This window comes from Cellulomonas sp. GbtcB1, from assembly GCF_019091725.1.
GTDB lineage: Bacteria > Actinomycetota > Actinomycetes > Actinomycetales > Cellulomonadaceae > Cellulomonas.
Map to the genome: position 1 here is coordinate 88,831 of NZ_JAGXJG010000003.1, position 22,697 is coordinate 111,527.

Consider the following 22,697-nt stretch of genomic DNA (forward strand, 5'->3'; position numbering starts at 1 on the left):
GGACGGTGGCTTCTACCGGGGAGTCGGCCCGAACGGCGAGGTCGGCCCGCGCACCGGGCTGCCCCCGAAGACACCTGCGACCGAGGCCGGCATCCGCCGTCAGGAGCGCGAGGCCCGGGAGCGCGCCGAGGCTGTCGCGCGACACGAGGCCGCAGGCGGGGCCGCCGACACTTGACGGCGTGCGGGCCTCCCGCTCACCGCGCCAGGGACCCCGCCTGCGCCGCGCCTGCGTCGGCACGGAGCACCGCGTCGCACACCGCCACCAGCCGCACCCGGAGCGCCTGCGACGCCTCCGCGAACCCGCGCTGCCGCCGCACGTACTCGGCCTTGCCCTCGGCCGTCTCGATCGCGATGGGCTCGAGCCCGTAGGACGACACGTCGTACGGCGACGCCTGCATGTCGACGGTGCGGATCTCGCGCGCGAGCGCGAACGCGTCGAGCAGCAGGTCCCCCGGCACCGCGGGGCCGAGCTTGAGCGCCCACTTGTAGAGGTCCATGTTCGCGTGCAGGCAGCCCGGCTGCTCCATCGCCACCTGGGTCTCGCGGGTCGGCTGCAGGGTGTTCCGCGGGACGGCGTCCGGTGTGAAGAACCGGAAGGCGTCGATGTGGGTGCACCGGATGCGGTGCCGCTCGACGACCTCGTCGGTGCCGGCACCGCCGAGCCGCAGCGGCAGCGGGTGCCGGTGGTCGCCGTCGCCCTCCCGGTAGACCATCGCCCACTCGTGCAGGCCGAAGCAGCCGGTGGCGGCGGGGCGGACGGCCGTGGCGGACAGCAGCGCGCGGACGTACCGGACCGTGTCGCCGCGGTCGGCGAGGAACGCCGCGGCGTCGAGGCCGACCGTGCCGTCCGCGTCCGCGCGGTACCAGCGCCAGGCGGCGTGCGGCGCCTCGGCGGCGTCCGCCAGGGCGGCGCCCGCGCCCGGGTGCCAGCGGCGGAGCTGGGCGGGCTTGGCCGGGTAGTACTCGAAGAGGAAGTCCTCGATCGCGTGCCGCTCGCCGCCGCGGGCCCGGCGGTCGCGGTGGCCGGCGGTGAGGTCGTCCGCACGGTCGGCGTGCGCCTCGGCGCGGGCGCGCCACGTGGACGCGTCGAGCAGCACGGGGCCGGGCGCCGTCGCGTCGACGCCCCGCCCGTCGGCGGGCGTGGCCGCGCGGGGCGCGGCACCGGCGGTGACGGTCATGGCGTCCAGGGTAGGCGGCGGCGGGCGCGCAGCCGCCGCTCGGCCCGGCCCGCCGACCGCGCCGGCACGGACAGCACGCCCAGGCACACGACGACCAGTCCCACCCCGGCCCAGCCGGCGAGCGGCAGCCGCTCCCCGACGACCAGCACCGCGAGCACGGCCGCGACCGCCGGCTCCAGGAGGGTCAGGGTGGTCGCCGTGCTGACCGGCACGCGGGCGAGCCCCCACCCGAACAGCACGTACCCGGTGAACATCGGGACCAGCGCCATGTACGCGCCCACCGCCGCGTTCCCCCACGACGCGACGAGCGCCCCGCCGGTGACCGCGAGCACCGGGAGGAGCAGCACGCCGCCGACGCCGAACACGGCACCCATCGCCGCGCGCGACGGCACGCCGCCCTGCATCAGCCGGTGCGCGACCCACGAGTACAGCGCGTAGGTGGCGCCCGCGAGGAGCCCGAGAAGCACCCCGCCGAGCGCGCCGGCGGGCGACGCGGCACCCGGGACGTCCGCCCCGTGCCCGCCGCCGAGCGCCTGCGCCGCGCACAGCAGGACCATGCCGAGCAGCCCGACCGCCGCACCGGCGAGCCAGCGCCGCGACAACCGTCGCCGGTCGACCAGGCGCTCGACGAGCGCGGCTGCGAGCGGCGCCGACCCCAGCGAGACGACAGTGCCGACCGCCACCCCCGCGAGCCGCATCGACGTGTAGAACGCGAGCGGGTAGACGGCCACGGCCGCGGCCCCGAGCAGCACCAGCCCGGCCCGGGCCCGCAGGGCGGCGGCGTGCGCGGCGATCACCCGGCCGGCGACGGCCGCCTGCAGCAGCCCGCCGATGCCCATCGCCGCGGCGCCGATCGCGAGGGGGCCGACCTCCGGGGCGAACGTCGCGGCCGTGCCGGTGGTGCCCCACAGGACGGAGGCCGCGAGCACGGAGAAGGTCCCGACCCCGGCGCCCCGCACCGTCGCGGACGGCCGGGCGGACGCGCCGCGCCCGGTGGCGTCGGGCTCCGCGGACCCGTGGTCCACGGGGGCGGCGAGCGGCGCGGTGCGCCCGGCGGTCACACCGCGTCCAGCAGACCGGCGGCCAGCGCGCGGGCGCGGCGCAGGCGGGCGTCGTCCCCCTCGAGCCCCGCGCGCGCCATGGACCCCTCCAGCAGGAACGCCAGGTGCTCGGCGAGCGCGGCGGCCCGGGACGGGTCACCCGGCAGCAGGTCCGCGAGGTGGCCGGCCACGATCGCCTCGACCTCCTCCTTGTGGCCGCGGACGACAGCGCGCCCCGGGTCCCCGGCGGGCAGCTCGGCGGCGGCGTTGAGCAGGCCGCAGCCGCGGAAGCCGTGGGCGTAGCCGGCGTTCGCGTGGTCGGCGTACGCGTCGAACACGGCGAGCACCCGGGCCCGGGGGTCGTCGCCGGCCGCGGCGAGCCGCGCGGCGTACAGCCCGAGCCACTCCTCGTGCCGGGCGACGAGGTACGCCGCGACGAGGTCGGCCTTGGACGCGAAGTTGTTGTAGAGGCTCATCTTGGCCACGCCGGCGTCGGCGGTGACGGTATCGATGCCGGTCGCGGCGATGCCGTCGGCGTAGAACCGCGCCGCGGCGGCCGCCAGCAGCCGGTCGCGCGCCGGTCGACGTCGCACGGCCGCGCCGCCGGGCCTCGGGTCCCGTGCCTCCGCCATGCGCGCTCCCACCGCCTCGCCCCGCCCGACTAGGTAGACCGGTCTACCCACCGAGCGGCAGCATCACACGGCGTCGGCGTAGCTGTCCACCACCGAGACGTCGAGCGCGAACTCGACCGGCGTCGCGCCGAACAGCAGCCGACCCGCCTCGACCGCCGATTCCCGGACGGCGTCGGCGACCCGGTCGGCGACGTCCGCGGGCGCGTGCACCACGATCTCGTCGTGCAGGAAGAACGCCAGGTGCGGCCGACCCGGCAGGTCCAGCAGCCGGCGGCGCAGGACGGCCATCCAGCACAGCGCCCACTCGGCCGCCGTGCCCTGGACGACGAAGTTCCGGGTGAACCGGCCCCAGTCGCGGGACCGGCGGCGGGCGTCGCGGGCGTCCTCCGGCGCGGCGCCCTCGGTCGACGCCGCCTGCCGGGCGGCGAGCCACGCCGCGCTCGGGGCGGGCGAGGACCGGCCGAGCCAGGTCGTCACCTGCTCGCCGCGCTCCCCCGCCCGCGCGGCCTCCTCGACGAGCGCGACGGCCCGCGGGTAGGCGCGCCCGAGCTGCGGCATCAGGACGGCGCTGGCGCCCGTGGTCGCCCCGTAGATGGCGCCGAGCATGGCGTACTTGGCCTGCTGCCGGTCGGCGACGATGCCGGCCGCGACGACGGCGGCGTACAGGTCGGCCTGCCGCCCTGCCGCGGCCATCGCGCCGTCGCCGGACATGGCGGCCAGCACGCGCGGCTCCAGCTGCGCGGCATCGGCGACGACCAGCCGCCGACCCGGGTCGGCCCGCACCGCGTCGCGGATGACCCCGGGGAGCTGCAGCGCGCCGCCGCCGCTGCTCGCCCACCGCCCGGTGACGACGCCGCCCGGGACGTAGTCGGGCCGGAACCGGCCCTCGTGCACCCAGCGGTCCATCCAGGCCCAGCCGTTCGCGGACAGCAGGCGGGCCAGCTTCTTGTACTCGAGCAGCGGCTCGCGCACCGGGTGGTCGAGCGCGCGGATCTCGGACGTCCGGGTCGAGGTGACCTCGAGGCCGGCGGCCCGCAGGGCGCGCAGGAGCTCGGGCTGGGAGTCGGGGTTGAGGCCGGGCCGGTCCAGCGCGGCCGCCACGCGCTCGGCCAGCGCCGCCAGCCGCTCGGGACGGGCGCCCTCGCGCGGGCGCGGCCCGAGCAGCCCGGTCAGCAGCGCGTCGTGCAGGTCGGGCCGGAACGGCAGCCCGTCGTGCCGCATCTCGGCGGCGATGAGGGCGCCGGTCGACTCCGCGGCGAGCAGCAGCCGGAGCCGGCCGTCGTCGCCCGCCTCGGTCAGGGCCCCGAGCTGGCGCGCGAGCTCGGCGGCGACGTTGGGCGCGGCGTCGGGCACCGCGTCGGGGAGGTCGTCGAACAGGCTCGGCGCGTCGGCCTCGTGCGCACCCGTCCCGCCCGCCGCCGCGGCGCGGTCCCACCGCCCCTCCGGCTCGCGCGCGAGGGCGGTCCCGGCGCACCGGGTCGACCCGCGCAGGATGGTCCGGCACCGCCGCAGGTCGTGCGCGCGCTCCACCCGGACACCCGCGGCCAGCAGGTCGGGGTACCAGTGCTCGGTGTCGTCCCAGACCCACCGCGGGTGGTCCGCGGCCTCCCGCTCGGCGACCGCGCGCGCCAGGTCGTCCCCGGCGACCGGCACCGGCGGGCCGACGTCCTCGGCCTCCGCGGCGGCGGCGTCCCGGGCCTCGCGCAGCACGACGCCGCCCGGTCGGTCCGGGTCGACGGCGACGAGGACGAGCGGCACGCGTCCCATTCTCCCCGCCCGGTCCGACATCGGGCGCCGCGGGGTCCTACGCTGGCCCGATGACCGAGCAGGCAGACGCACCGGCGGGGCTCCCGGAGCGCGAGACCATCCTCCTGGCGGCCTTCGAGGGCTGGAACGACGCCGGGTCGGCGGCCAGCCAGGCGCTGGAGCACCTGCACGAGGCCTGGGGCGCGGAGCAGGTCGACGAGCTGGACCCCGAGGAGTACCACGACTTCCAGGTGAACCGCCCCGTGGTCGGCGCGGGCGACGACGGGCGCCGCGAGATCACCTGGCCGACCACGGCGGTGGCCGTCGCCACGACCCCGAACGCGCGCCGCCAGGTGGTGCTGGTGCACGGCATCGAGCCGTCGATGCGCTGGCGCCGGTACTGCGGCGAGCTGCTGGACATCGCGGCCACGCTCCGCGTGACCACCGTCGTCACGCTGGGCGCGCTGCTGGCCGACGTGCCGCACACCCGGCCGATCCCGGTGACCGCGACCAGCGAGGACGAGGCGGTCCGCGCGGCCCTCGACGTGGAGCCGAACTCCTACGAGGGCCCGACGGGCATCGTCGGCGTCCTCCAGCACGAGGCGGCCGCGCGCGGGCTGCGCACGGTGTCGCTGTGGGCCGCGGTGCCGCACTACGTGGCGCACCCGCCGTCGCCGAAGGCCACGCTGGCGCTGCTGCACCGCATCGAGGCCCTGACCGGCGAGCCGATCCCCCTCGGCGACCTGCCCGAGGACGCCGCGGCGTGGCAGGACGGCGTCGACGAGCTCGCGAGCGAGGACTCCGAGATCGCCGAGTACGTGCACCAGCTCGAGGAGGCGAAGGACACCGCGGAGCTCCCCGAGGCGTCCGGCGAGGCCATCGCGCAGGAGTTCGAGCGGTACCTCCGCCGGCGGGACAAGGGCACGGGCGGCTGACGGGGCCGTCCGCCGGGACGGTGGACCGGGGTGCGCGCCCAGGCGGCTGTGCGCCGCCTGTGCAGGTCCGGCGCGCATCCGCGGGCGGTGCGGTGGACCACCCCCGCGCGGACGGGCGGCGGCCCTAGCGTCCCGGGCATGCCCGACCGCACGCCACCGCCCGCGCCCGCCCGCCGGGATCCCGCCCCGCCCGTCCCCCGGCGGCGACGCCACCCGGTCGCGGCCCTGGCGACCGCCGCGCTGGTGCTCACGGTCGCCGCGCTCGCCGGGTGCGACGACGCCCGAGACCCCGCCCCGGACGCAGCGGCGGCCACCGCGCTCGCCGCGACGATCGCCGGGCTCGACGGCGTGGCGGAGGCTACGGCGACCGACCTCGCCCTGCCCGGCGGGTCCGGCGACCGGGGGAAGGCGGTCGCCGTCCAGGTCGACGTCCGCGCGGCCGCAGAGGACGCGGACGGCTTCGTCGCGGTCGCGGCGGCGGTCGCCGCGGAGCTGCCCGCCACGGCGCGGGTGGCCGCCCGGGTCTGGCAGCGGGACGTGCCGGGGGTCCCCGACCTCGCGGCGGAGCTCTCCGGGGCCGGGGACCGCGGTGCGGGGACACTCGGCATCCTCGGCGGGGTGGCCGACGCCGCGGGACCGACCGGGCTGACGGACCTCCAGGTGTCGGGCGGGACGGTGAGTGCGTCCGCGGCCGACGCCCGTGCGCTCGGGCGGCTCGCGGGCGCCGTCCGGTCGACCCGCGCCGCCGTCGCCGCGCTCGCCACCGACGACGGCCGGGTCAGCACGTACCTGGAGGCGTCGCTGCTCGACGCCCGGCTCGCCGGGCTCGTCGCCCGGGTCGACGGGTGGCCGGGGGTGACGTCGCAGCTCGTCGGCACCGAGGGCACGGCCGACGTGTGGCTCCGGGTCCAGGTCGAGGGCGACGACACGGTCGCCGCGCTCACGGCCGCGCTCACCTCGGCCGCGTGGCCCGCGGACGGCCCGGTCGTGCACGCCGTGGTGTCCTCGTCGTTCCGCTCCGAGGCGGGCGTCGTGGGCCGCCCCGACCCCGCGCCGCCGGCGGATCCCGGTGCCCCCGCGGACCCCGCCGGGGCTGCCACCTCTCCCTGGCCCGACGACCCCGACGCGCCCGCGTGCGGCGGAGCCGACCTCGACGTCAGCCTCGGCGGCTTCGACGCGGCGCTGGGCCGCCGGTACCTGCTGCTGACCGCGACCAACGCGTCGGACGCCCCGTGCGCGGTCGAGGGCCGGCCGGGCGTCGTGTTCCTCCGCGCGTCGGGCACGCCGGCGCCCGATGTCGAGACCGGCACCCCGACCGGCACGCCCGGACCGGCCCGGTACGTCCTGCCGCCCGGCGAGCGGCTGCACGCCGGTCTCACCTGGCGCGGGATGTCGACGGCCCTCGACCCGGACGTGACCGTGGCGCTGCGGGTGACCGCCGTGCCGGGCGCCGACCCGGTCGAGGTGCCCGCCGGTGAGCACACGCTGGACGTGCTCGCGGGCGCCGCCGTCGAGATCGGCGCGTGGGAGCCCGCACCCGAGGGCTGGGCGCTCGACGGCGGGGACGGCTGACGCGGCTCCACGGCGCGCGGGGGGCGTCGCCAGGTCCGTTGCCGGATCGCCCTCCGAGGGGGTCGGCACCTCGGTAGCATCCGCGGGTGCGGACGACACGGTGGACGGTGCTGACGGCGGCGGTGCTGGGGACGGCGTCCCTGGGTGCGTGCGGCGCGGGCGGCGCGGACCCGGATACGGGGCCCGCCGGGGACCCGACCGCGCCGGCCGCGGCGGTTGCCGCACCCGCCGCGGACGACGCCGCCACGGACGACGACGCCGCGTGCACCGCCTTCGGTGACGTGCTGACCATCGTCGAGAACGCCGACGTCGCCCTGGCCGAGGGCCGGATGGCGGCGCAGGAGCAGCACGGCTGGTACCAGCTGGCGACCCGCGTGCTCGGGCGCCTCCCCGCCGACGGGGGCACCGACGTGCAGGCGGCGATCGGCGCGCTGCAGGCGGCCGCGCCGGCCGTGCCGTCCGGGGCGTCCGCGGAGTCCACCGGGGTGGGCTCGCCCGCGTGGTCTCAGGCCGCGACCGACCTCGGCACGGCGTGCGACGCGGTCGGCGCGCCGCTGGCGATCAGCGCGTTCACCGGCGGGTAGCCCGCCGGCGGCGTACGCCGGGCCGGGCGGATCCGCTAGAGCCGCACGCCCAGCAGCGCGTTGACGGCGCGGGCCACGATCCCCGGCGCGCCCTCCTCGGCCTCGGCCGCGGGGCCGCCGGCCAGCGAGGCGTCGGCCCAGGCGTCCACGGCGCGCAGGGCGCGGGGGGCGTCGAGGTCGTCGGCCAGGGCGGCGCGCACCTCGGCCAGCAGGGCGGCGGACGCCGGCCCGCCGTTGCCCGACACCGCCGACCGCCACCGGTCCAGCCGGGCCTGGGCGGCGTGCAGGACCTCGTCGGTCCACTCCCAGTCGGCCGCGTAGTGGTGGTCGAGGATGGCGAGCCGGACGGCCATGGCGTCGACGCCCTCGGCGCGCAGCTGCGACACCAGGACGAGGTTGCCGAGGGACTTGCTCATCTTCTGCCCGTGCAGCCCGACCATGCCGGTGTGCACGTGGGTGCGGGCGCCCTCGCCGGCGTCGAGCAGCCGGGCGTGCGAGGTGCTCATCTCGTGGTGCGGGAACCGCAGGTCGGAGCCGCCGCCCTGGACGTCGAAGGGCAGGCCGATCCCGTCGCGGGCGATCACGGCGCACTCGATGTGCCAGCCGGGGCGGCCCGGGCCGAGCGCGTTGCCGTCCCAGGACGGCTCGCCCGGGCGCGCGGACCGCCAGAGCAGCGGGTCGAGGGCGTCGCGCTTGCCCGGGCGGGCGGGGTCGCCGCCGCGCTCGCCGAACAGCGCGAGCATCTCGGTGCGATCGAGGCGGGCGACCTGCCCGAACGCCGGGTCCGCGGACAGGTCGGCGTACACGTCGCCGGCTCCCTGGCCGTGCGCGTCCGGCGTGCCGATCACGTAGGCGGTCCCGGCCGCCAGCATCGCCTCGACGGCCTTGACCACGTCCGGCACGGACTCGACGGCGCCGGTGTACACGTCCGGCGGCACGACGCCCAGGGCGGTCATGTCCTCGAGGTAGAGCGCGGTCTGGTCGGCCGCGAGCTCCCGCCAGTCGACGCCGGTGGCCTCGGCGCGCTCGAGCAGCGGGTCGTCGACGTCGGTGACGTTGGACGCGTACCGGACGTGCTTGCCCTCGTCGAGCCAGCCGCGGACCAGCAGGTCGAACGCGACGTAGGTGGCGGCGTGGCCCATGTGCGTGGCGTCGTACGGGGTGATGCCGCAGACGTAGACGGTGGCGTCCGGCCCCGGCGCCGCCACGACGAGCTCGCCGGTCGAGGTGTCGCGGACGCGCACCGGACCCCCCTGGCCGGGGAGCTGCGGGATCTGCGGGGCGGGCCAGGTGAGCACGGCGTCGAGCGTACCGGCCGCCGCGGGGACGGGCGCCCGCGTCCGGGCCGGGGTGACGGACGCCACCGCTCCCCCGTCCGGGTCGCCCGAGCGGCGCGGCGGCGCGTCGGACGCCCGGCCCGCGCGCGGCCCCGGGACAATGCCCGCGTGGAGAGAGCGTGGGTGCACCAGGGCGACGGCTGGGCCGAGACGGACCCCGACGGGCTGCTGGCCCTGCTGGCGGCGCCCGAGCCGCCGGTCGCGTGGGTGCACGTCGACTCGCTGGACCTGCTGGCCGACGCGGCGCGGCAGGCCGGCGTCCCGGAGTCGGTGGTGCACCGCGCGGTCGCGGACCACGGACCCGCCGCGCCCGGCGACCCCCGGCGCCCGCAGCTCCGCCGGCTGCCCGGCGGCGGCCGGTACCTGGTGAGCCCGACGCTGGCCTACGACGGGCGCACCCGCGACGTCACGACCGGCGTCTGGGGGTCGCTCGAGGTCGAGGGCGTGACCATCACCGCCGAGGAGGGCCCCGGCGCGCTGCTCGACGACGTGCGGGAGCACCTGGCCGAGGGCGACCACCTGCCGCAGGACCGCGAGAGCCACGTGTTCGCCGCGGTGCTCATGGCGCTCGTCCGGCGGGCCGGCGACGTCGAGATGGGCATCGGCGAGGCGGTCGCCGACGTCGAGCAGCTGGTGTTCAGCCCGCAGGCCGACGACCCCGCCGAGGTGGTCTACGACCTCAAGCGCGAGATCGGCGAGGCGCGCCGCGCGCTGGTGCCGCTGCTGTCGGCGTTCCCGGACCTGGTCGCGGAGCAGGAGGACGCGCAGCGGGAGACGCGCACCATGCGCTGGCTGCGCCGCCTGGACACCGTGCTGACGAAGGTCGACCGGCACCTCGACGCCCACGACGCGCTGCTGGGCGACATGCTGTCCGTGCACCTGTCCCGGGTGTCGGTGCGGCAGAACGAGGACATGCGGAAGATCTCCGCGTGGGCGGCGATCATCGCGGTGCCGACGCTCATCGCCGGGGTGTACGGCATGAACTTCGACCACATGCCCGAGCTGCACTGGCTGGTCGGCTACCCCGCGTCGATCGTGCTCATGGGCGCGGCCGCCGGCTTGCTGTTCCGGCTGTTCAAGCGGTCCGGCTGGCTGTAGCGCCCGCCGTCCGCCCTCAGGCCCCGGCGAGCGGGTCCAGGACGCCGGTCAGCAGCAGCAGCGAGACGACCACCGCGAGCCCGATCCGGTAGATCACGAACGGCCGGTACGAGTACGTCGACACGATCTTCAGGAACCCGATGATCACGACGTAGCCCACGACGAACGCGATGACCGTCGCGATCAGGGTCGGCAGGACGCCGGGGGTGCCGGCCTCGCCGAAGGTGCCGACGCTCTTGCCGAGCTGGTAGAGCCCCGACCCGAGGACGGCCGGGATGGCGAGCAGGAACGAGTACCGGGCGGCCGCCGTCCGGCTGTAGCCCATCAGTCGGCCGGCCGTGATCGTGCCGCCCGAGCGGGACACGCCCGGCACGAGCGCCATCGCCTGCGCGAGCCCGAAGTACAGCGCGTGCCGCGGGGTCAGGTCCGTCAGCTCCCGGCGGCTGCTCGACCGCCGGTCGGCCCAGTCCAGGATCAGCGCGAACACGGTCAGCGTCAGCACGATCAGCCACAGGTTGCGGAACGGCGCCTCGATCGCGTCCTGGAACAGCAGGCCCAGCACGACGATCGGCACCGAGCCGAGCGCGATGAACCACGCCATCTGCGCGTCGCGGTCCGGGGTGCCCCCCACGGGCGCGCCCGCGCGGGACCGCCAGTCGGTGCCGAGGTCGCCGCGCACCGCGCGCCACCAGTGCACGCAGATCCGGGCGATGTCCCGCCGGAAGTACAGCAGGACGGCGGTCTCGGTCCCGATCTGCGTGATCGCCGTGAACGCCGCGCCCGGGTCGCCCGAGCCGATCAGCTCGCCCACGATCCGCAGGTGCGCGCTCGACGACACGGGCAGGAACTCGGTGAGGCCCTGGACGAGTCCGAGGACGATCGCCTCCCAGACGCTCATGCGCCGGTGCCGATCCGGGACGGGGTGCTCGGGTGCGCTGCCACGAGGCGCCACGATAGCCGCTGGTCACCCCCGTGCCCGGACGACCCGGCGGCACGGATACCCTCACGGCATGGAACAGCGCCAGCTCGGACGGACCGGCCTGCGGGTCTCGCACCTCGGACTCGGGACGCTGACCTGGAGCAGGGACACCGACGAGCACGACGCCGCCGAGCAGCTGCGCGACTTCGCCGACGCGGGCGGGACGCTCGTCGACACGTCCGCCTCGTACGCCGACGGCGGCGCCGAGGAGCTGCTGGGGTCGCTGCTCGGGCGCGTGGTCCCCCGCGACGAGGTCGTGCTCTGCACCAAGGCGGGCGTGCGGCGCACGCCGCAGGGCGGGGTGGTCGACGCGTCCCGCGGCGCGCTGCTCGACGGCCTGGACGCCTCGCTGCGCCGGCTCGGCACCGACCACGTCGACCTGTTCCTGGTGCAGACCCCCGACCCGCGCACGCCGCTCACCGAGACGGTGAGCGCGCTGCGCCGGGCCGTCGAGTCCGGGCGCGCCCGCTACGTCGGGCTGTCGAACCACGCCGGCTGGCAGGTGGCGCGCGCCGCCACGCTCCTCGGCGACGACCCCGGCCTGGCCGCGGTCGAGGCGGAGTACTCGCTGCTGCAGCGCGGGATCGAGCGGGAGGTGCTGCCCGCGGCGGCGGACCTCGGCGTCGGGGTGCTCGCCTGGTCGCCGCTCGGGCGGGGCGTGCTGACCGGGAAGTACCGGCGCACGGTGCCCGCCGACTCCCGGGCGGCGTCGCCGCACCTCGCGGGCTTCGTCGAGCCGTACCTCGGGTCGGTGGCGGCGGCGGTCGTCGAGGCGGTCGTGATCGCCGCGGACGGGCTCGGCCGCGCACCGCTGGAGGTCGCGCTCGCCTGGCTGCGGGTGCGCGCGCAGGTCGCCTCGGCGGTCGTGGGCGCGCGGACGCCCGCCCAGCTCCGCGCGTCGCTCGCGGCGGAGGACGTGGAGCTGCCGCCGGAGATCCTGCGGGCGCTCGACGAGGTCAGCGCGCCGGCGACGGGGTACCCCGAGCGCCGCTGACCGGCCCGCGCGGGCCCGGGCCGTCCCGGCGGTGGCGCGCGGCGTCAGCGGCTCAGCGCGCCGTCGTCCTCGTCGTCGTCCTCGTAGGACTCCTCGGGCAGGTCGTCCGCGTCGTACTCGTCGTCCTGCTCGTCGTCGTCCTCGTGCTCGTCCTCCTCGTCGTCCTCCTCCGCGAGGTAGAACGGCGTGGCCTCCCCGTGCACGGTGCCGAGGGCGTCGTCGTAGACCTCGAACGCGTCCGCGAGCACGTCGTACGCGTCGTCGACGGCCGGGTCGTCCTCGCCCCGCCGGGTCGACACGGCGGTGTAGTGCGCCTCGAGAGCTGCGATGAGGCGGTCCAGTGCCGCGCGCGGGTCGATAGCCATGCGATGACCGTAGCGCCGCACCAGGCACAATGGCACCACGACCCGATCGACAAGGCGGTGGGCATGGCAGGCACGACGCGTTCGGGACGCCCGGGCGGCCCGGAGCAGGCGCGGCAGTACGAGTACCGCGTCCTCACGATCCCCCGGACGACCAGCCGCGGCGACGCCCGCCGGCTGCTCACGGAGCAGGCGGAGTACGGCCGGTGGGAGCTGGCCCGGACCCTCCTGTACGCGGGCGGCGAGCGGAAGGTGTGGCTGCGGCGCCGGATCATCCGGGTCCGCTCCACGCTCGGCGCGCTGGGCGACTGAACGACGGCAGGGCGGCACCCGCAGGTGCCGCCCTGCCGTCGTCGCGGGTGCCCGTCCGCCGTCGTCGCGGGCGCGCGCCCGCCCTGCGGTCAGGTCCCGCTCACGCCTCGCGCAGCAGCCCGTCCAGCACGCGGACGCCGAACCGCAGGGAGTCCGCGGGCACCCGCTCGTCGACGCCGTGGAACAGCGCCGTGAAGTCGAGGTCGGCCGGCAGCCGCAACGGCGCGAAGCCGTAGCCCTCGATGCCGAGGCGGGCGAGCGACTTGTTGTCCGTGCCCGCCGACAGCATGTACGGCAGCACGACGGCCTCGGGGTCCTGGGCGCGCAGCACGTCGGTCATCGTGTCGACCAGCGCGCCGGTCGCGGGCACCTCCAGGCCGATGTCGAGGTGCTCGGGCTCGACCCGGACGTGCGGGCCGGCGAGCTCGCGGACCTTCGCCAGGACGTCCTCGTGGTCGCCGGGCAGCGGCCGGACGTCGACCGTCGCCGTGGCGCGGCCCGGGATGACGTTCGTCTTGTAGCCGGCGTGCAGCTGCGTCGGGTTGGCGAGCGTGCGGATCGACGATCCGACGAACCGCCGCGCCGGGCCGAGCGCGCCGATCAGCCGGTCGATCGCCAGCGGGTCGTCCACGTCGAGCGGCAGGCCGGTGAGGTCGGCGACGCCCTCCAGCAGCGCGAGCACCGTCGGCGTGAGCCGGGTGTCCCACTGGTAGGCGCCGATGCGGGCGATCGCGCCGGCCAGCTCGGTCACCGCGTTGTCGGGGTTGACCGCCGAGCCGTGGCCGGCGGTGCCGTCCGCGACCAGCCGGAGCCAGGCGATGCCCTTCTCGGCGGTCTGCAGCAGGTAGGCGCGGCGGCCCTGCACGTCGACGGAGAACCCGCCGACCTCGGAGACGGCCTCGGTGGCGCCCTCGAACAGGTCGGGGCGGTGGTCGACGAGGTGCCGGGCGCCGAACCTCCCCCCGGCCTCCTCGTCGGCGAACATGGCGACGACGACATCCCGGGCGGGCCGGCGCCCCTCGCGGACCATCTGGCGGACGACCGCCAGGATCATCGCGTCCATGCCCTTCATGTCCACGGCGCCGCGGCCCCAGACCATGCCGTCGAACTCCTCGCCGGCGAACGGGTCGACCTTCCAGTCCTTCGCCTCGGCCGGGACGACGTCGGTGTGCCCGTGCAGCACCAGCGCGGGCCGGCTGCTGTCCTCCCCCGCCAGGCGCACCACGACGTTCGCGCGGCCGGGGGCGGACTCGATCAGCTCGGGCTCGAGGCCGACCTCGTGCAGCAGGGTCATCACGTGCTCGGCGGCGGAGCGCTCGCCGGGGCCGGAGCCGTCGCCGTAGTTCGACGTGTCGAACCGGATGAGCTCCTGCGCGATCCGCACGACCTCGCCCTCGGCCGCCGAGGTGTCGTGCTGGCCGGCGGGCGGGGTGGCGGGTGCGTCGCTCATGCCCCCACGCTACCGGCCGCACGGGCACGCCGAGGCCGGGGGTCCACGGCGGACCCCCGGCCCCGGCGCGGTGCTCAGGCCGAGGTCAGGCCCCGGCGCGCGAGCAGCGGGGCGATCTCCGGGTCGCGGCCGCGCAGGTCGCGGAACGCGGCCATCGGGTCGACGCTGCCGCCGCGCGAGAGGAGCTTCGCGCGGAAGGTGTCGCCGTTCTCCCGGCGCAGGCCGCCGTTCTCCTCGAACCAGGTGACCGTGTCGGCGTCGAGGACCTCGGACCAGATGTACGAGTAGTAGCCAGCCGAGTAGCCGCCGCCGAACACGTGGTTGAAGTACGTGGTCCGGTACCGCGGCGGCACCGGCGCGAACGCGATGCCCGCGCGCTCCAGCGCGGCGGCCTCGAACGGCTCCACCTCGGCGACGTCGGTCGGGACGTCCTCGGGCGCGAGCCGGTACCAGGCCTGGTCGAGCAGCGCCGCGGCCAGGTACTCCGTCGTGGCGAAGCCCTCGCCGTCCTGCCGGGCGGCGATGAGAGTGTCGACCCACTCCTGCGGCATCGGCTCCCCGGTGACGTGGTGCACGGCGTACGCGCGCAGGACCGACGGCTCCCAGGCCCACATCTCGTTGACCTGCGACGGGTACTCGACGAAGTCGCGCGGCACGTCGGTGCCGGACTGCGACGGGTACCGCACCGCGGAGAACAGGCCGTGCAGCGCGTGGCCGAACTCGTGGAACAGCGTGATGACCTCGTCCCAGGTCAGCAGCGTCGGCTGACCCGCCGGAGGCTTCGGGATGTTGAGGTTGTTCACCACGACCGGCGCCTCGTCGAGCAGCGTCGACTGGTCGACCAGGTTGTTCATCCACGCGCCGCCGCGCTTCGAGTCGCGGGTCCAGTAGTCGCCGAGGAACAGGCCGAGGCCGGTGCCGTCGGCGTCGGTCACCTCGAAGACCCGGACGTCCGGGTGGTAGCCGACGAGGTCGGCGCGCTCGGTGAAGGTCAGGCCGTAGAGCTCGCCCGCGGCGCGGAACACGCCGTCGTGCAGCACGCGGTCGAGCTCCAGGTACGGGCGCAGCGACGAGTCGTCGAGGGAGCGGCGCTCCTTGCGGACCTGCTCGGCGTAGTACGCCCAGTCCCAGGCCTCCAGGGTGGCGCCGGGGACGTCGCGGCGCAGCGCCTCCTCGAGGTCGGCGGCCTCGGCGCGCGCGTTGGCGACGGCGGCGGGCGCCAGGCGGCCGAGGATGTCGGCGACGGCCTCCGGGGTCTTCGCGGTCGCGTCCTCGGCGATGTACGCCGCGTGGTGCGGGTAGCCGAGCAGGCGGGCGCGCTCGGCGCGCAGCCGGGCCAGCTCCAGCAGGGTGGCGCGGGTGTCGTGCTCGCCCCCGCGGCCGCCCCGCCGCACGGACGCGGTGTGCAGACGCTCGCGCAGGGCGCGGTCGGACAGCTGCGCCAGCGCCGGCTGCTGGGTCGGCAGGATGAGGTCGATCAGCCAGGCGCCCTCGTGGCCGCGGCGGGCGGCTGCCTCGGCGGCGGCGGCCCGGGCGTCCTCGGGCAGCCCCGCGAGCTCGGCGGCGTCGGTGACGAGCACCGCGGAGTCGTTGGTCTCGGCGAGCAGCAGCCGGCCGAACACGGTCTCCAGCCGGGTGATCTCGGCGTTGAGCTCGCGGAGCCGGGCCTGGGCGTCGTCGTCGAGCCGCACGCCCGCGCGGACGAACTGGGTGTGCTGGCGGTGGAGCAGCCACGCGGTGTCGGGGGCGAGCTCCAGGTCCCCGGCCTCGGCCGCCTCGCGCAGCGCCTCCAGGCGCGCGAACAGCCGGCGGTCCAGGTAGATGGCGTCGCTGTGCGCGGCCAGCAGCGGCGCGACCTCCTCCTCGAGCGCCTCGAGCCCGGGGGTCGAGTCGGCGGAGGACTGGTTGAAGAACACGATGGCCGCGCGGTGCAGCAGCCGGCCGGAGCGCTCGAGCGCGTCCAGGGTGTTCTCGACGGTGGGCGCGTCGGTGGACGCGGCGATGGCCTCGACCTCCGCCCGCTGCTCCGCCATGCCGGCGAGCAGCGCGGGGCGGTGGTGCTCCTCGCGGATCGCGGCGAAGTCGGGCAGGCCGTACGGCAGCGAGGACGGGGCGGCGAACGGGTTATCCGCGTCCAGGGTGGGGGTGCTCATGCCCGCCATCATCTCCCGTTGCCCGAGGCAGCGGCCGGAGAGCGCTCGCCGACACGCCGGGGCCGGGCGTCGGTGGCGAGCAGGCTGCCCACCCAGTCGTCGCGCCGGACGCCGCGCTGCACGCCGCCCAGCCGCAGCTCCCCCTCGACCCGGAACCCGGCCCGCTCGGCGACCGCGCGGGACGGGCCGTTGCCCACGAACGCGCGCCAGAACACCCGGACCAGCCCCAGACGGCCGAACGCCGCGTCGAGCACCAGCTCGACGGACCGGGACATCAGGCCGCGGCCCCGAGCCTCGGGCGCCAGCCAGTAGCCGATCTCGGCCGAGCCTGTGCCCTCCATGCCGAGGCCGACCATGCCGAGCAGCGTGTCGTCGGCGGCGTCGCGCACCGCCCAGTTGAGCGTCGTCCCGCGGGCCCAGCCGTCCGCGACGTACCCGGTGACGAAGGACTCGGCGTCCTCGCGCGTGTACGGGCTGGGCACGGTCGTCCACTCCTGGATGGCCGGGTCCTGGCAGAGGGCGTCGATCCGGTCGACGTCCGCGGGGCCCGGCGCGCGCAGGACGACGACGCCGTCGGTCAGCTCGAAGGTCTCCATCGGCCCACCCTGCCACGGTCGGACCGCCCGGGTCGCGGCCTTTCGCCCGTCGCCGCTGGTCAGGCCGCCAGCACGACGCCCGGGTCCGCCACGGGCAGGTCGTGGGCCGCGCCCACCCCGGCGTGGTAAAGCAGCCCCGCGTGCGTCGCGAGTCCCGCCGCCAGGGCCGGGTCCGCCGCCAGCGCCTCGCGCCAGCCGCGGGACGCGAGGGCGGTCAGGTACGGCAGCGTCGCGTTCGTCAGCGCCTGCGTCGACGTGACCGGCACCGCGCCGGGCATGTTCGCGACGCAGTAGAACACCGCGTCGTGCACGGCGAACGTCGGGTCGTCGTGCGTGGTCGGCCGGGTGGACTCGAAGCAGCCGCCCTGGTCGACCGCCACGTCGACGAGCACCGAGCCGGGGCGCATCGCGGCGACCATGTCGTCGGTGACCAGCTTCGGCGCGCGGGCGCCCGGGACCAGCACGGCCCCGACGACCAGGTCGGCGTCGGCCACCGCCTCCCGCACCGCGTACGCGGACGACGCGAGGGTCCGGACCCGTCCGCCGAACGCCGTGTCCAGCTCCCGCAGCCGCGGGACCGACACGTCGAGCACGGTGACGTCCGCGCGCATGCCCAGCGCGATCTCCGCCGCGTGCTGCCCCGCGACGCCGCCGCCGATGACGACGACCCGCCCCGGGGCGACGCCGGGGACGCCGCCGAGCAGCCGACCGGACCCGCCGGCGCTGCGCATGAGGTGGTAGGCGCCGACCTGAGCGGCGAGCCGGCCCGCCACCTCGCTCATGGGCGCGAGCAGCGGCAGCGAGCGGTCCGGGAGCTGGACCGTCTCGTAGGCGATCGCCGTGGTGCCGGCCGCGAGCAGCGCGTCGGTCTGCCGCCGGTCCGCCGCGAGGTGCAGGTAGGTGAACAGCACGAGGTCGTCGCGGAGGTGCCCGTACTCGGACGGCACGGGCTCCTTGACCTTGCACACCAGGTCGGCCTCGCCCCAGACGCGCGCGGCCTCCGGGACGAGGGTCGCGCCGGCGGCGGCGTACTGCTCGTCGGCGATCGCGGAGCCGCGCCCGGCGCCGGCCTGCACCAGCACCTCGTGCCCGGCCGCGGCCAGCTGGTGCACCCCGGCGGGGGTGATGGCGACCCGGTACTCGTGGTTCTTGACCTCGGCGGGGATCCCGACCCTCATCGCAGCCTCCTGGGGCGTCGCGCGGCGTGCGGGGCCGGTTCGGCGCCCGTCGGGTTCCAGCGTGAACTTCGCGGTGTTTCCGCGGCGTGACGGCGCGTGTCGGTTCGTTACGCTCAGGATATGGTCGAACTTCCTGCGGGTCTCGGTGCGACGTCGGTCACACCGCCGAACGATCTTCGAGCCGCTCCGCTCGACGCGGTCGACCGGCAGCTGGTCCGGCTGCTCCAGGAGGACGGCCGGGTCGCCAACAACGCGCTCGCCGCCGCCGTGGGGATCGCGCCGTCGACCTGCCTGGCGCGGGTCCGGGCGCTGCGCCGGGCCGGCGTCATCCGCGGGTTCCACGCGGACGTCGACCCCCAGGCCCTCGGCCGAGGCCTGCGGGCCATGGTCGCGGTCCGGATGGCGGCGGGCTCCCGGGCCACCCTGGAACCCTTCGCCCGGGCGGTCGCCGCGCGGCCGGAGGTGCTGGACGTGTACTTCCTCGCCGGTGCCGACGACTTCCTCCTGCACGTCGCGGTGCGCGACACCGACGAGCTGCGCCGGTTCGTCGTGGAGCGCCTGAGCGACCGGCCGGACGTCGCCTCCACCGAGACCAGCCTGGTGTTCGACCACCTCCGGGGCGCGGTGGGCTGACCGCCCGCCGCGGCCGCTCAGCCGCCGAGCAGGTCCGCGACCCGGGCCCAGTCCCGCACCCGGGCCAGCGCGCGGTCGAGCCCCCGGGCGGTGCCGCGCCGAACGCCTCCGTGGTGCCAGGACCAGAGCGCGGACTCCGCACCGCGGGCGACCGCCCACCGCGCGGCGCCCGCGGCGTCCAGCCCGGCGCGGTCGGCGACGAGGAGGAGGCGGTCGCGCAGGACGCGCACCGGGTCGGCGGTGCGCCAGGGGTCCGCGACCTGCTCGAGCAGCGGCCAGGCGTCGTACGCCGGGTCGCCCGTGAGCGCCTTGGGGTCGATCGCCACCCAACGGGCTCCCTCGCCGGTCCCGGCCAGCAGCAGGTTGCCCGGGTTGTAGTCGCCGTGCAGCGTGACGGGCACCGGCGCGGCTGAGGCCCCGACCCCGCGCAGGGTCGCGTCCGCCGCCCGCAGCAGGCCCGGGTCCGGCCGGAGCCCGGCGCGGGCCGCGCGGTCCGCCCGCTCCGCAACCACGTCCGCGAGCCCGCGTCCGACGTCCGCCAGTGCGGGCAGCCCCGCCGGGGTCGGCCCGGCGTGCAGGGCACGCAGCACGTCCGCCGCCGCGGCCAGCCGCCGGGCCGCGGGCGCCCGGACCGCCCGCAGCGGCGTGCCGGGTCGCGCCCGGCCGAGCAGGAGCGCCCAGTCGCCCGCGTGCCCGTCGACCAGGGGCACCGCGCCGCGCCCGCCCCAGGCGCGCAGCACCGCGGCCTCGTCCCGCGCCTCGTCGTGCGGGAACGACAGCTTGAGCACCAGGTCGCGCCCGGCGGCGTCACGGGCGGGCGCGCACCAGGACGCCGAGCCCGACGGGAACGGGTCGCCCAGCACCAGATCCCAGCGGCGGACCGCGCGGTCCACCAGGGACGGCAGGCGGCCGAGCCAGTCCGCGCCCTCCGGGGTGCGCCCGGCACCCTGGCGCAGGGCAGCGGGCAGCGCCGGCGACCGCGGCCCGGCACGGCGCGCCTCCCCCGGCGGCGCCGCGCCGCTGACGAGGATCGGGTCGGCGTCGGGCGGCACGCGCGCCAGGCTAGCGGCGAGCCGCCCGTGCCCGCCCGCGCCCGCCGTGTCGAGGGAGGCCGTCGCATGGACACTTACCGCAAGCGCCGCGCGGGCGCGCCCCCGGGGTTCTTCGCGTGCGAGGCCGCGGGGCTGCGGTGGCTGCGGGTGCGCGGCGGTGCGCCGGTCGTCGACGTGCTCGGCGTCGGCCCCGACCACCTGGACCTCGCCGCCCTGACCGAGGTGCCGCCGAGCCGCCGGGCGGCGCGCGAGCTGGGCCGCGGACTCGCCGTCATGCACGACGCGGGCGCCCGCCGGTTCGGCAGCCCGCCCGACGGCTGGCAGGGCGACGGGTTCTTCGGCCCGCTCGACCAGCCGCTGCCGATGCCGGCGGGCGACCACGAGCGCTGGGGCGCGTTCCTGTCCGACTGCCGCATCGAGCCGCTGGCCGCGGCCGCCGAGCGGCGCCGGGCGCTGGGGCCGGACGACGTCGCGCTGCTGCGCCGGCTCGCGGACCGGCTCCGGTCGGGCGGGCTCGACGACGACGACACGCCCGCGCGGCTGCACGGGGACCTCTGGTCCGGCAACGTGCTGTGGACGCCGGCGGGGGCCACGTTGATCGACCCGGCCGCGCACGGCGGCCACCGGGAGTCCGACCTGGCGATGCTCGCGCTGTTCGGGTTCCCGCACCTGACCGACGTGCTCGACGCCTACCAGGAGGTGCACCCGCTGCGCCGCGGGTGGCAGCACCGGATCGGCCTGCACCAGGTGTACCCGGTGGGGATGCACGCGGTGCTGTTCGGCGGCGGCTACGCCGCGCAGCTGCGCCGGCTCGCCGCGCCCTACGCGTGACGGCCGTGCGTGCGCCCGGCGGGGCCCGTGGCCCCGCCCGGGCGGGTCAGCACCTGTACGCCACCGTCCGCCGCGCCCGCTTGTCCTTCTCCCGCGCGACCTGATCCGCCCCGGCCTCGTTGAGGGCCGTCGGTGACGAGCCACCCGTCCCGCGTCCGTCCACCCCTCACGAGGGGCGCGTGCTCCGCGTCCGGGCCGGTCCCTCCGCGGCGGGATGCTGCACCGCCGCGCGGACCGGGAGCTCTGAGTCTCACCCCGTCCAGCGCGGCGGCGCCAGCGTTTATTCCGATCAGCCCACCGGGTCGGTGGTCATGCGGACCGTGAGCGTGACCTCGGTGCCCGCCTCGACGGTGCCGGAGGTCGGGTCCTGCGTGACGACGACCCACTGGGTCGGGTCGTCGATCGGCCGGCCCTGGCCGGACGCGTCGGCGGCCTGGACCTCGAGGCCGCGGGCCTCGAGCGTCTCCTGCGCGGTCGCGAGCAGCAGGTTGGTCTGATCGATGACCTGGACGTCCTGGGTCTCGGCGGCCGCGGTGGTGGAGTCGTCGGACGCGGAGCCCGCCGACGTGCTGCCCTCGCCGGAGGCGCAGGCGGCGAGCAGGGAGACCGTCGCGACGGCGGCGGCGGCCACGCTGAGGGTGCGCGTGGTCCGGCGACCGGCTCGGGCGATGGACATGTTCATCGGGGGCCCTCCTGGGCTGTTGCGGTGCGTCACGGACCGCGGTCCCCGGGGTCGCCGGTCGCCGCGGAGGGCGCGGGACGGGCGAACGCGCCGCGCTGCGGCTCGCAGGCGGCCGTCGTCGGCAGTCGAGCGGCCGCCCGGGACGTGCCCCGGCGGGCGACGCGCCCTCGGCACAGAGAATACGCCTGTCGGCCGACAGGTTACGTCCGCATTTCGGGGATCTGTGACGCAGCCACCAGCGGCGACGCCCGGACGGCCCAGCCGTTCACCCGTGCGCACCGCCCGGGCGGGTGCCGGCCGGGGCGCTCGCCGCCGTCAGGGCGTCAGCGCCGCCTCCTCCGGCTCGGACAGGGACAGCACGGCACCCACGACGCCGGGTACCGCGGTGACCTGGCGCTCGACGGAGGCGAGCACGTGCGACGCCTCGTCCTCGGCGAGGTTGCCCGCCAGGTCGACGGCTCCGACCAGGAACAGCTGCCGCGCTCCGACGACCTCCAGCCGGAGCTGGGTCACCCGCGCGACCTCGGGCATCGCCAGCAGCGCGCGCACCGCCGCGCCCTGCAGCGCCGGGTCGGCCGTCTCCCCCACGAGGAACCGGCGGTTGCGGTCGATGAGCAGCACGGCCACGACCCCGAGCAGCACGCCGACCAGGATCGAGCCGACCGCGTCCGGCACGGGCGACCCCGTGACCTGGTGCAGCGCGATGCCGGTCCCCGCGATCACGATGCCGACGAGCGCCGCGGCGTCCTCGAAGAACACGGCCCGGACCGTGGGGTCGGACGTCGCCAGCACGTGCTCCCACAGGTCCATGTCCCGCCGCCGGGCGGCCCGGCGCGCCTGCCGCCACGCCTGCAGGAATGACGTCCCCTCGAGCAGGAGCGCGACGCCGAGCACGACGTAGGCGACGACGTACGACGACGCGGGCTCCGGGTGCACCAGCTCCTGGATCCCGTGGGTGATCGACACGCCCGCACCGACCGCGAACAGGCCGATGGCCGCGAACAGCGACCAGACGTAGACCTCGCGCCCGTAGCCGAGCGGGTGCGCGCGGTCCGGCGCCCGCGCCGCGCGCCGCTGGGCGACGAGGAGGAACACCTCGTTACCGGTGTCCGCCCACGAGTGGGCGGCCTCCGCGAGCATCGACGCCGCGCCGGTGAGCACCGCGGCGACCGTCTTCGCGACCGCGATGAGCGCGTTGGCGGCGAAGGCGACGACGACGGTGAGGGTGCTCTCCGCGTGGCCGTCCGCCGCCGCGGGCGGGCCGTCCGGCGTGGTGACGGGGCTGGTCATGGTCTCCGGAGTAGCACAGCGCGGGACGCCCCGCACGGGCGGACGGGGACCCGCCGGCCCGGC

At 77.2% G+C, this 22,697-nt stretch carries 22 protein-coding genes; 8 read left to right on the forward strand and 14 right to left on the reverse strand.

Features of this window, described 5'->3' with window-relative positions:
* Positions 1–194 precede the first annotated feature (194 nt).
* From KVT14_RS02280 to KVT14_RS02295, 4 genes are all read right to left on the reverse strand, one after another.
* A complete protein-coding gene (locus KVT14_RS02280; RefSeq protein WP_254630249.1) occupies positions 195–1,178 on the reverse strand; it encodes a 3-methyladenine DNA glycosylase in 984 nt (327 codons plus the stop codon).
* On the reverse strand, positions 1,175–2,137 hold the full coding sequence (locus KVT14_RS02285; RefSeq protein ID WP_217614216.1) for a DMT family transporter: 963 nt from the start codon (positions 2,135–2,137) through the stop codon (positions 1,175–1,177). The genes KVT14_RS02280 and KVT14_RS02285 overlap by 4 nt, the downstream gene beginning before the upstream one ends.
* Before the next feature lie 98 nt (positions 2,138–2,235).
* Positions 2,236–2,850: a TetR/AcrR family transcriptional regulator gene (locus KVT14_RS02290; RefSeq protein WP_217614175.1), complete on the reverse strand. Its 615-nt coding sequence runs from the start codon at positions 2,848–2,850 to the stop codon at positions 2,236–2,238.
* 63 nt (positions 2,851–2,913) lie between these two features.
* Complete coding sequence (locus KVT14_RS02295) at positions 2,914–4,608, reverse strand: bifunctional 3'-5' exonuclease/DNA polymerase (RefSeq protein ID WP_308160833.1); 1,695 nt, start codon at positions 4,606–4,608, stop codon at positions 2,914–2,916.
* Between the two features lie 59 nt (positions 4,609–4,667).
* Between KVT14_RS02295 and KVT14_RS02300 the strand changes: the two genes are divergently transcribed.
* From KVT14_RS02300 to KVT14_RS02310, 3 genes are all read left to right on the forward strand, one after another.
* Positions 4,668–5,531: a PAC2 family protein gene (locus tag KVT14_RS02300; protein WP_147796577.1), complete on the forward strand. Its 864-nt coding sequence runs from the start codon at positions 4,668–4,670 to the stop codon at positions 5,529–5,531.
* Between the two features lie 138 nt (positions 5,532–5,669).
* Positions 5,670–7,103, forward strand: a complete 1,434-nt coding sequence (locus KVT14_RS02305; RefSeq protein WP_217614177.1) for a DUF4232 domain-containing protein — start codon at positions 5,670–5,672, stop codon at positions 7,101–7,103.
* 86 nt (positions 7,104–7,189) lie between these two features.
* Positions 7,190–7,687 carry a hypothetical protein gene (locus KVT14_RS02310; RefSeq protein WP_217614178.1) on the forward strand — a complete coding sequence of 166 codons (498 nt, stop codon included), beginning with the start codon at positions 7,190–7,192 and terminating at the stop codon, positions 7,685–7,687.
* 35 nt (positions 7,688–7,722) lie between these two features.
* Here KVT14_RS02310 and mshC read toward each other — a convergent pair whose 3' ends face one another.
* Positions 7,723–8,985, reverse strand: a complete 1,263-nt coding sequence (gene mshC, locus KVT14_RS02315; protein ID WP_217614218.1) for a cysteine--1-D-myo-inosityl 2-amino-2-deoxy-alpha-D-glucopyranoside ligase — start codon at positions 8,983–8,985, stop codon at positions 7,723–7,725.
* A 147-nt stretch (positions 8,986–9,132) separates the two neighbouring features.
* Here mshC and KVT14_RS22220 point away from each other — a divergent pair, with 147 nt between their 5' ends.
* The gene (locus KVT14_RS22220) at positions 9,133–10,122 is read left to right on the forward strand and encodes a CorA family divalent cation transporter (RefSeq protein WP_217614179.1); all 990 of its coding nucleotides are present in this window, start codon (positions 9,133–9,135) and stop codon (positions 10,120–10,122) included.
* 16 nt (positions 10,123–10,138) lie between these two features.
* Here the strand turns inward: KVT14_RS22220 and KVT14_RS02325 are convergent, their stop codons facing one another.
* On the reverse strand, positions 10,139–11,020 hold the full coding sequence (locus tag KVT14_RS02325) for an undecaprenyl-diphosphate phosphatase (RefSeq protein WP_147796573.1): 882 nt from the start codon (positions 11,018–11,020) through the stop codon (positions 10,139–10,141).
* A 112-nt stretch (positions 11,021–11,132) separates the two neighbouring features.
* Here KVT14_RS02325 and KVT14_RS02330 point away from each other — a divergent pair, with 112 nt between their 5' ends.
* Entirely contained in the window at positions 11,133–12,095 is a 963-nt protein-coding gene (locus KVT14_RS02330; RefSeq protein ID WP_217614180.1) for an aldo/keto reductase, read from the forward strand.
* Between the two features lie 44 nt (positions 12,096–12,139).
* Here the strand turns inward: KVT14_RS02330 and KVT14_RS02335 are convergent, their stop codons facing one another.
* Entirely contained in the window at positions 12,140–12,460 is a 321-nt protein-coding gene (locus KVT14_RS02335) for a primosomal protein (protein ID WP_217614181.1), read from the reverse strand.
* Between the two features lie 63 nt (positions 12,461–12,523).
* On the opposite strand from KVT14_RS02335, the gene KVT14_RS02340 reads away from it, so the two are divergent.
* The gene (locus KVT14_RS02340) at positions 12,524–12,769 is read left to right on the forward strand and encodes a DUF5703 family protein (RefSeq protein ID WP_147796572.1); all 246 of its coding nucleotides are present in this window, start codon (positions 12,524–12,526) and stop codon (positions 12,767–12,769) included.
* 100 nt (positions 12,770–12,869) lie between these two features.
* On the opposite strand, the gene KVT14_RS02345 is transcribed toward KVT14_RS02340, so the two are convergent.
* The 4 genes from KVT14_RS02345 to ald form a co-directional block, all read right to left on the reverse strand.
* Entirely contained in the window at positions 12,870–14,219 is a 1,350-nt protein-coding gene (locus tag KVT14_RS02345; RefSeq protein WP_217614182.1) for a M20/M25/M40 family metallo-hydrolase, read from the reverse strand.
* A 74-nt stretch (positions 14,220–14,293) separates the two neighbouring features.
* Positions 14,294–16,372, reverse strand: coding sequence for a M3 family metallopeptidase (locus tag KVT14_RS02350; protein WP_217614183.1), 2,079 nt, complete (start codon positions 16,370–16,372; stop codon positions 14,294–14,296).
* Between the two features lie 8 nt (positions 16,373–16,380).
* The gene (locus tag KVT14_RS02355) at positions 16,381–16,968 is read right to left on the reverse strand and encodes a GNAT family N-acetyltransferase (RefSeq protein WP_217614184.1); all 588 of its coding nucleotides are present in this window, start codon (positions 16,966–16,968) and stop codon (positions 16,381–16,383) included.
* Positions 16,969–17,027: 59 nt separating this feature from the next.
* Entirely contained in the window at positions 17,028–18,146 is a 1,119-nt protein-coding gene (gene ald, locus KVT14_RS02360; protein WP_217614185.1) for an alanine dehydrogenase, read from the reverse strand.
* Between the two features lie 120 nt (positions 18,147–18,266).
* Here ald and KVT14_RS02365 point away from each other — a divergent pair, with 120 nt between their 5' ends.
* Complete coding sequence (locus KVT14_RS02365; protein WP_217614186.1) at positions 18,267–18,779, forward strand: Lrp/AsnC family transcriptional regulator; 513 nt, start codon at positions 18,267–18,269, stop codon at positions 18,777–18,779.
* A gap of 17 nt (positions 18,780–18,796) precedes the next feature.
* On the opposite strand, the gene KVT14_RS02370 is transcribed toward KVT14_RS02365, so the two are convergent.
* Positions 18,797–19,831 carry an aminoglycoside phosphotransferase family protein gene (locus KVT14_RS02370; RefSeq protein ID WP_217614187.1) on the reverse strand — a complete coding sequence of 345 codons (1,035 nt, stop codon included), beginning with the start codon at positions 19,829–19,831 and terminating at the stop codon, positions 18,797–18,799.
* A gap of 66 nt (positions 19,832–19,897) precedes the next feature.
* On the opposite strand from KVT14_RS02370, the gene KVT14_RS02375 reads away from it, so the two are divergent.
* Positions 19,898–20,662 (forward strand): fructosamine kinase family protein, encoded by a 765-nt coding sequence (locus KVT14_RS02375; protein ID WP_217614188.1) that lies wholly within the window; start codon positions 19,898–19,900, stop codon positions 20,660–20,662.
* Between the two features lie 289 nt (positions 20,663–20,951).
* Here the strand turns inward: KVT14_RS02375 and KVT14_RS02380 are convergent, their stop codons facing one another.
* Together KVT14_RS02380 and KVT14_RS02385 are read right to left on the reverse strand one after the other, a co-directional pair.
* Positions 20,952–21,344: a PASTA domain-containing protein gene (locus KVT14_RS02380; RefSeq protein WP_217614189.1), complete on the reverse strand. Its 393-nt coding sequence runs from the start codon at positions 21,342–21,344 to the stop codon at positions 20,952–20,954.
* A 315-nt stretch (positions 21,345–21,659) separates the two neighbouring features.
* A complete protein-coding gene (locus KVT14_RS02385) occupies positions 21,660–22,634 on the reverse strand; it encodes a cation diffusion facilitator family transporter (RefSeq protein WP_217614190.1) in 975 nt (324 codons plus the stop codon).
* Positions 22,635–22,697: the final 63 nt, after the last annotated feature.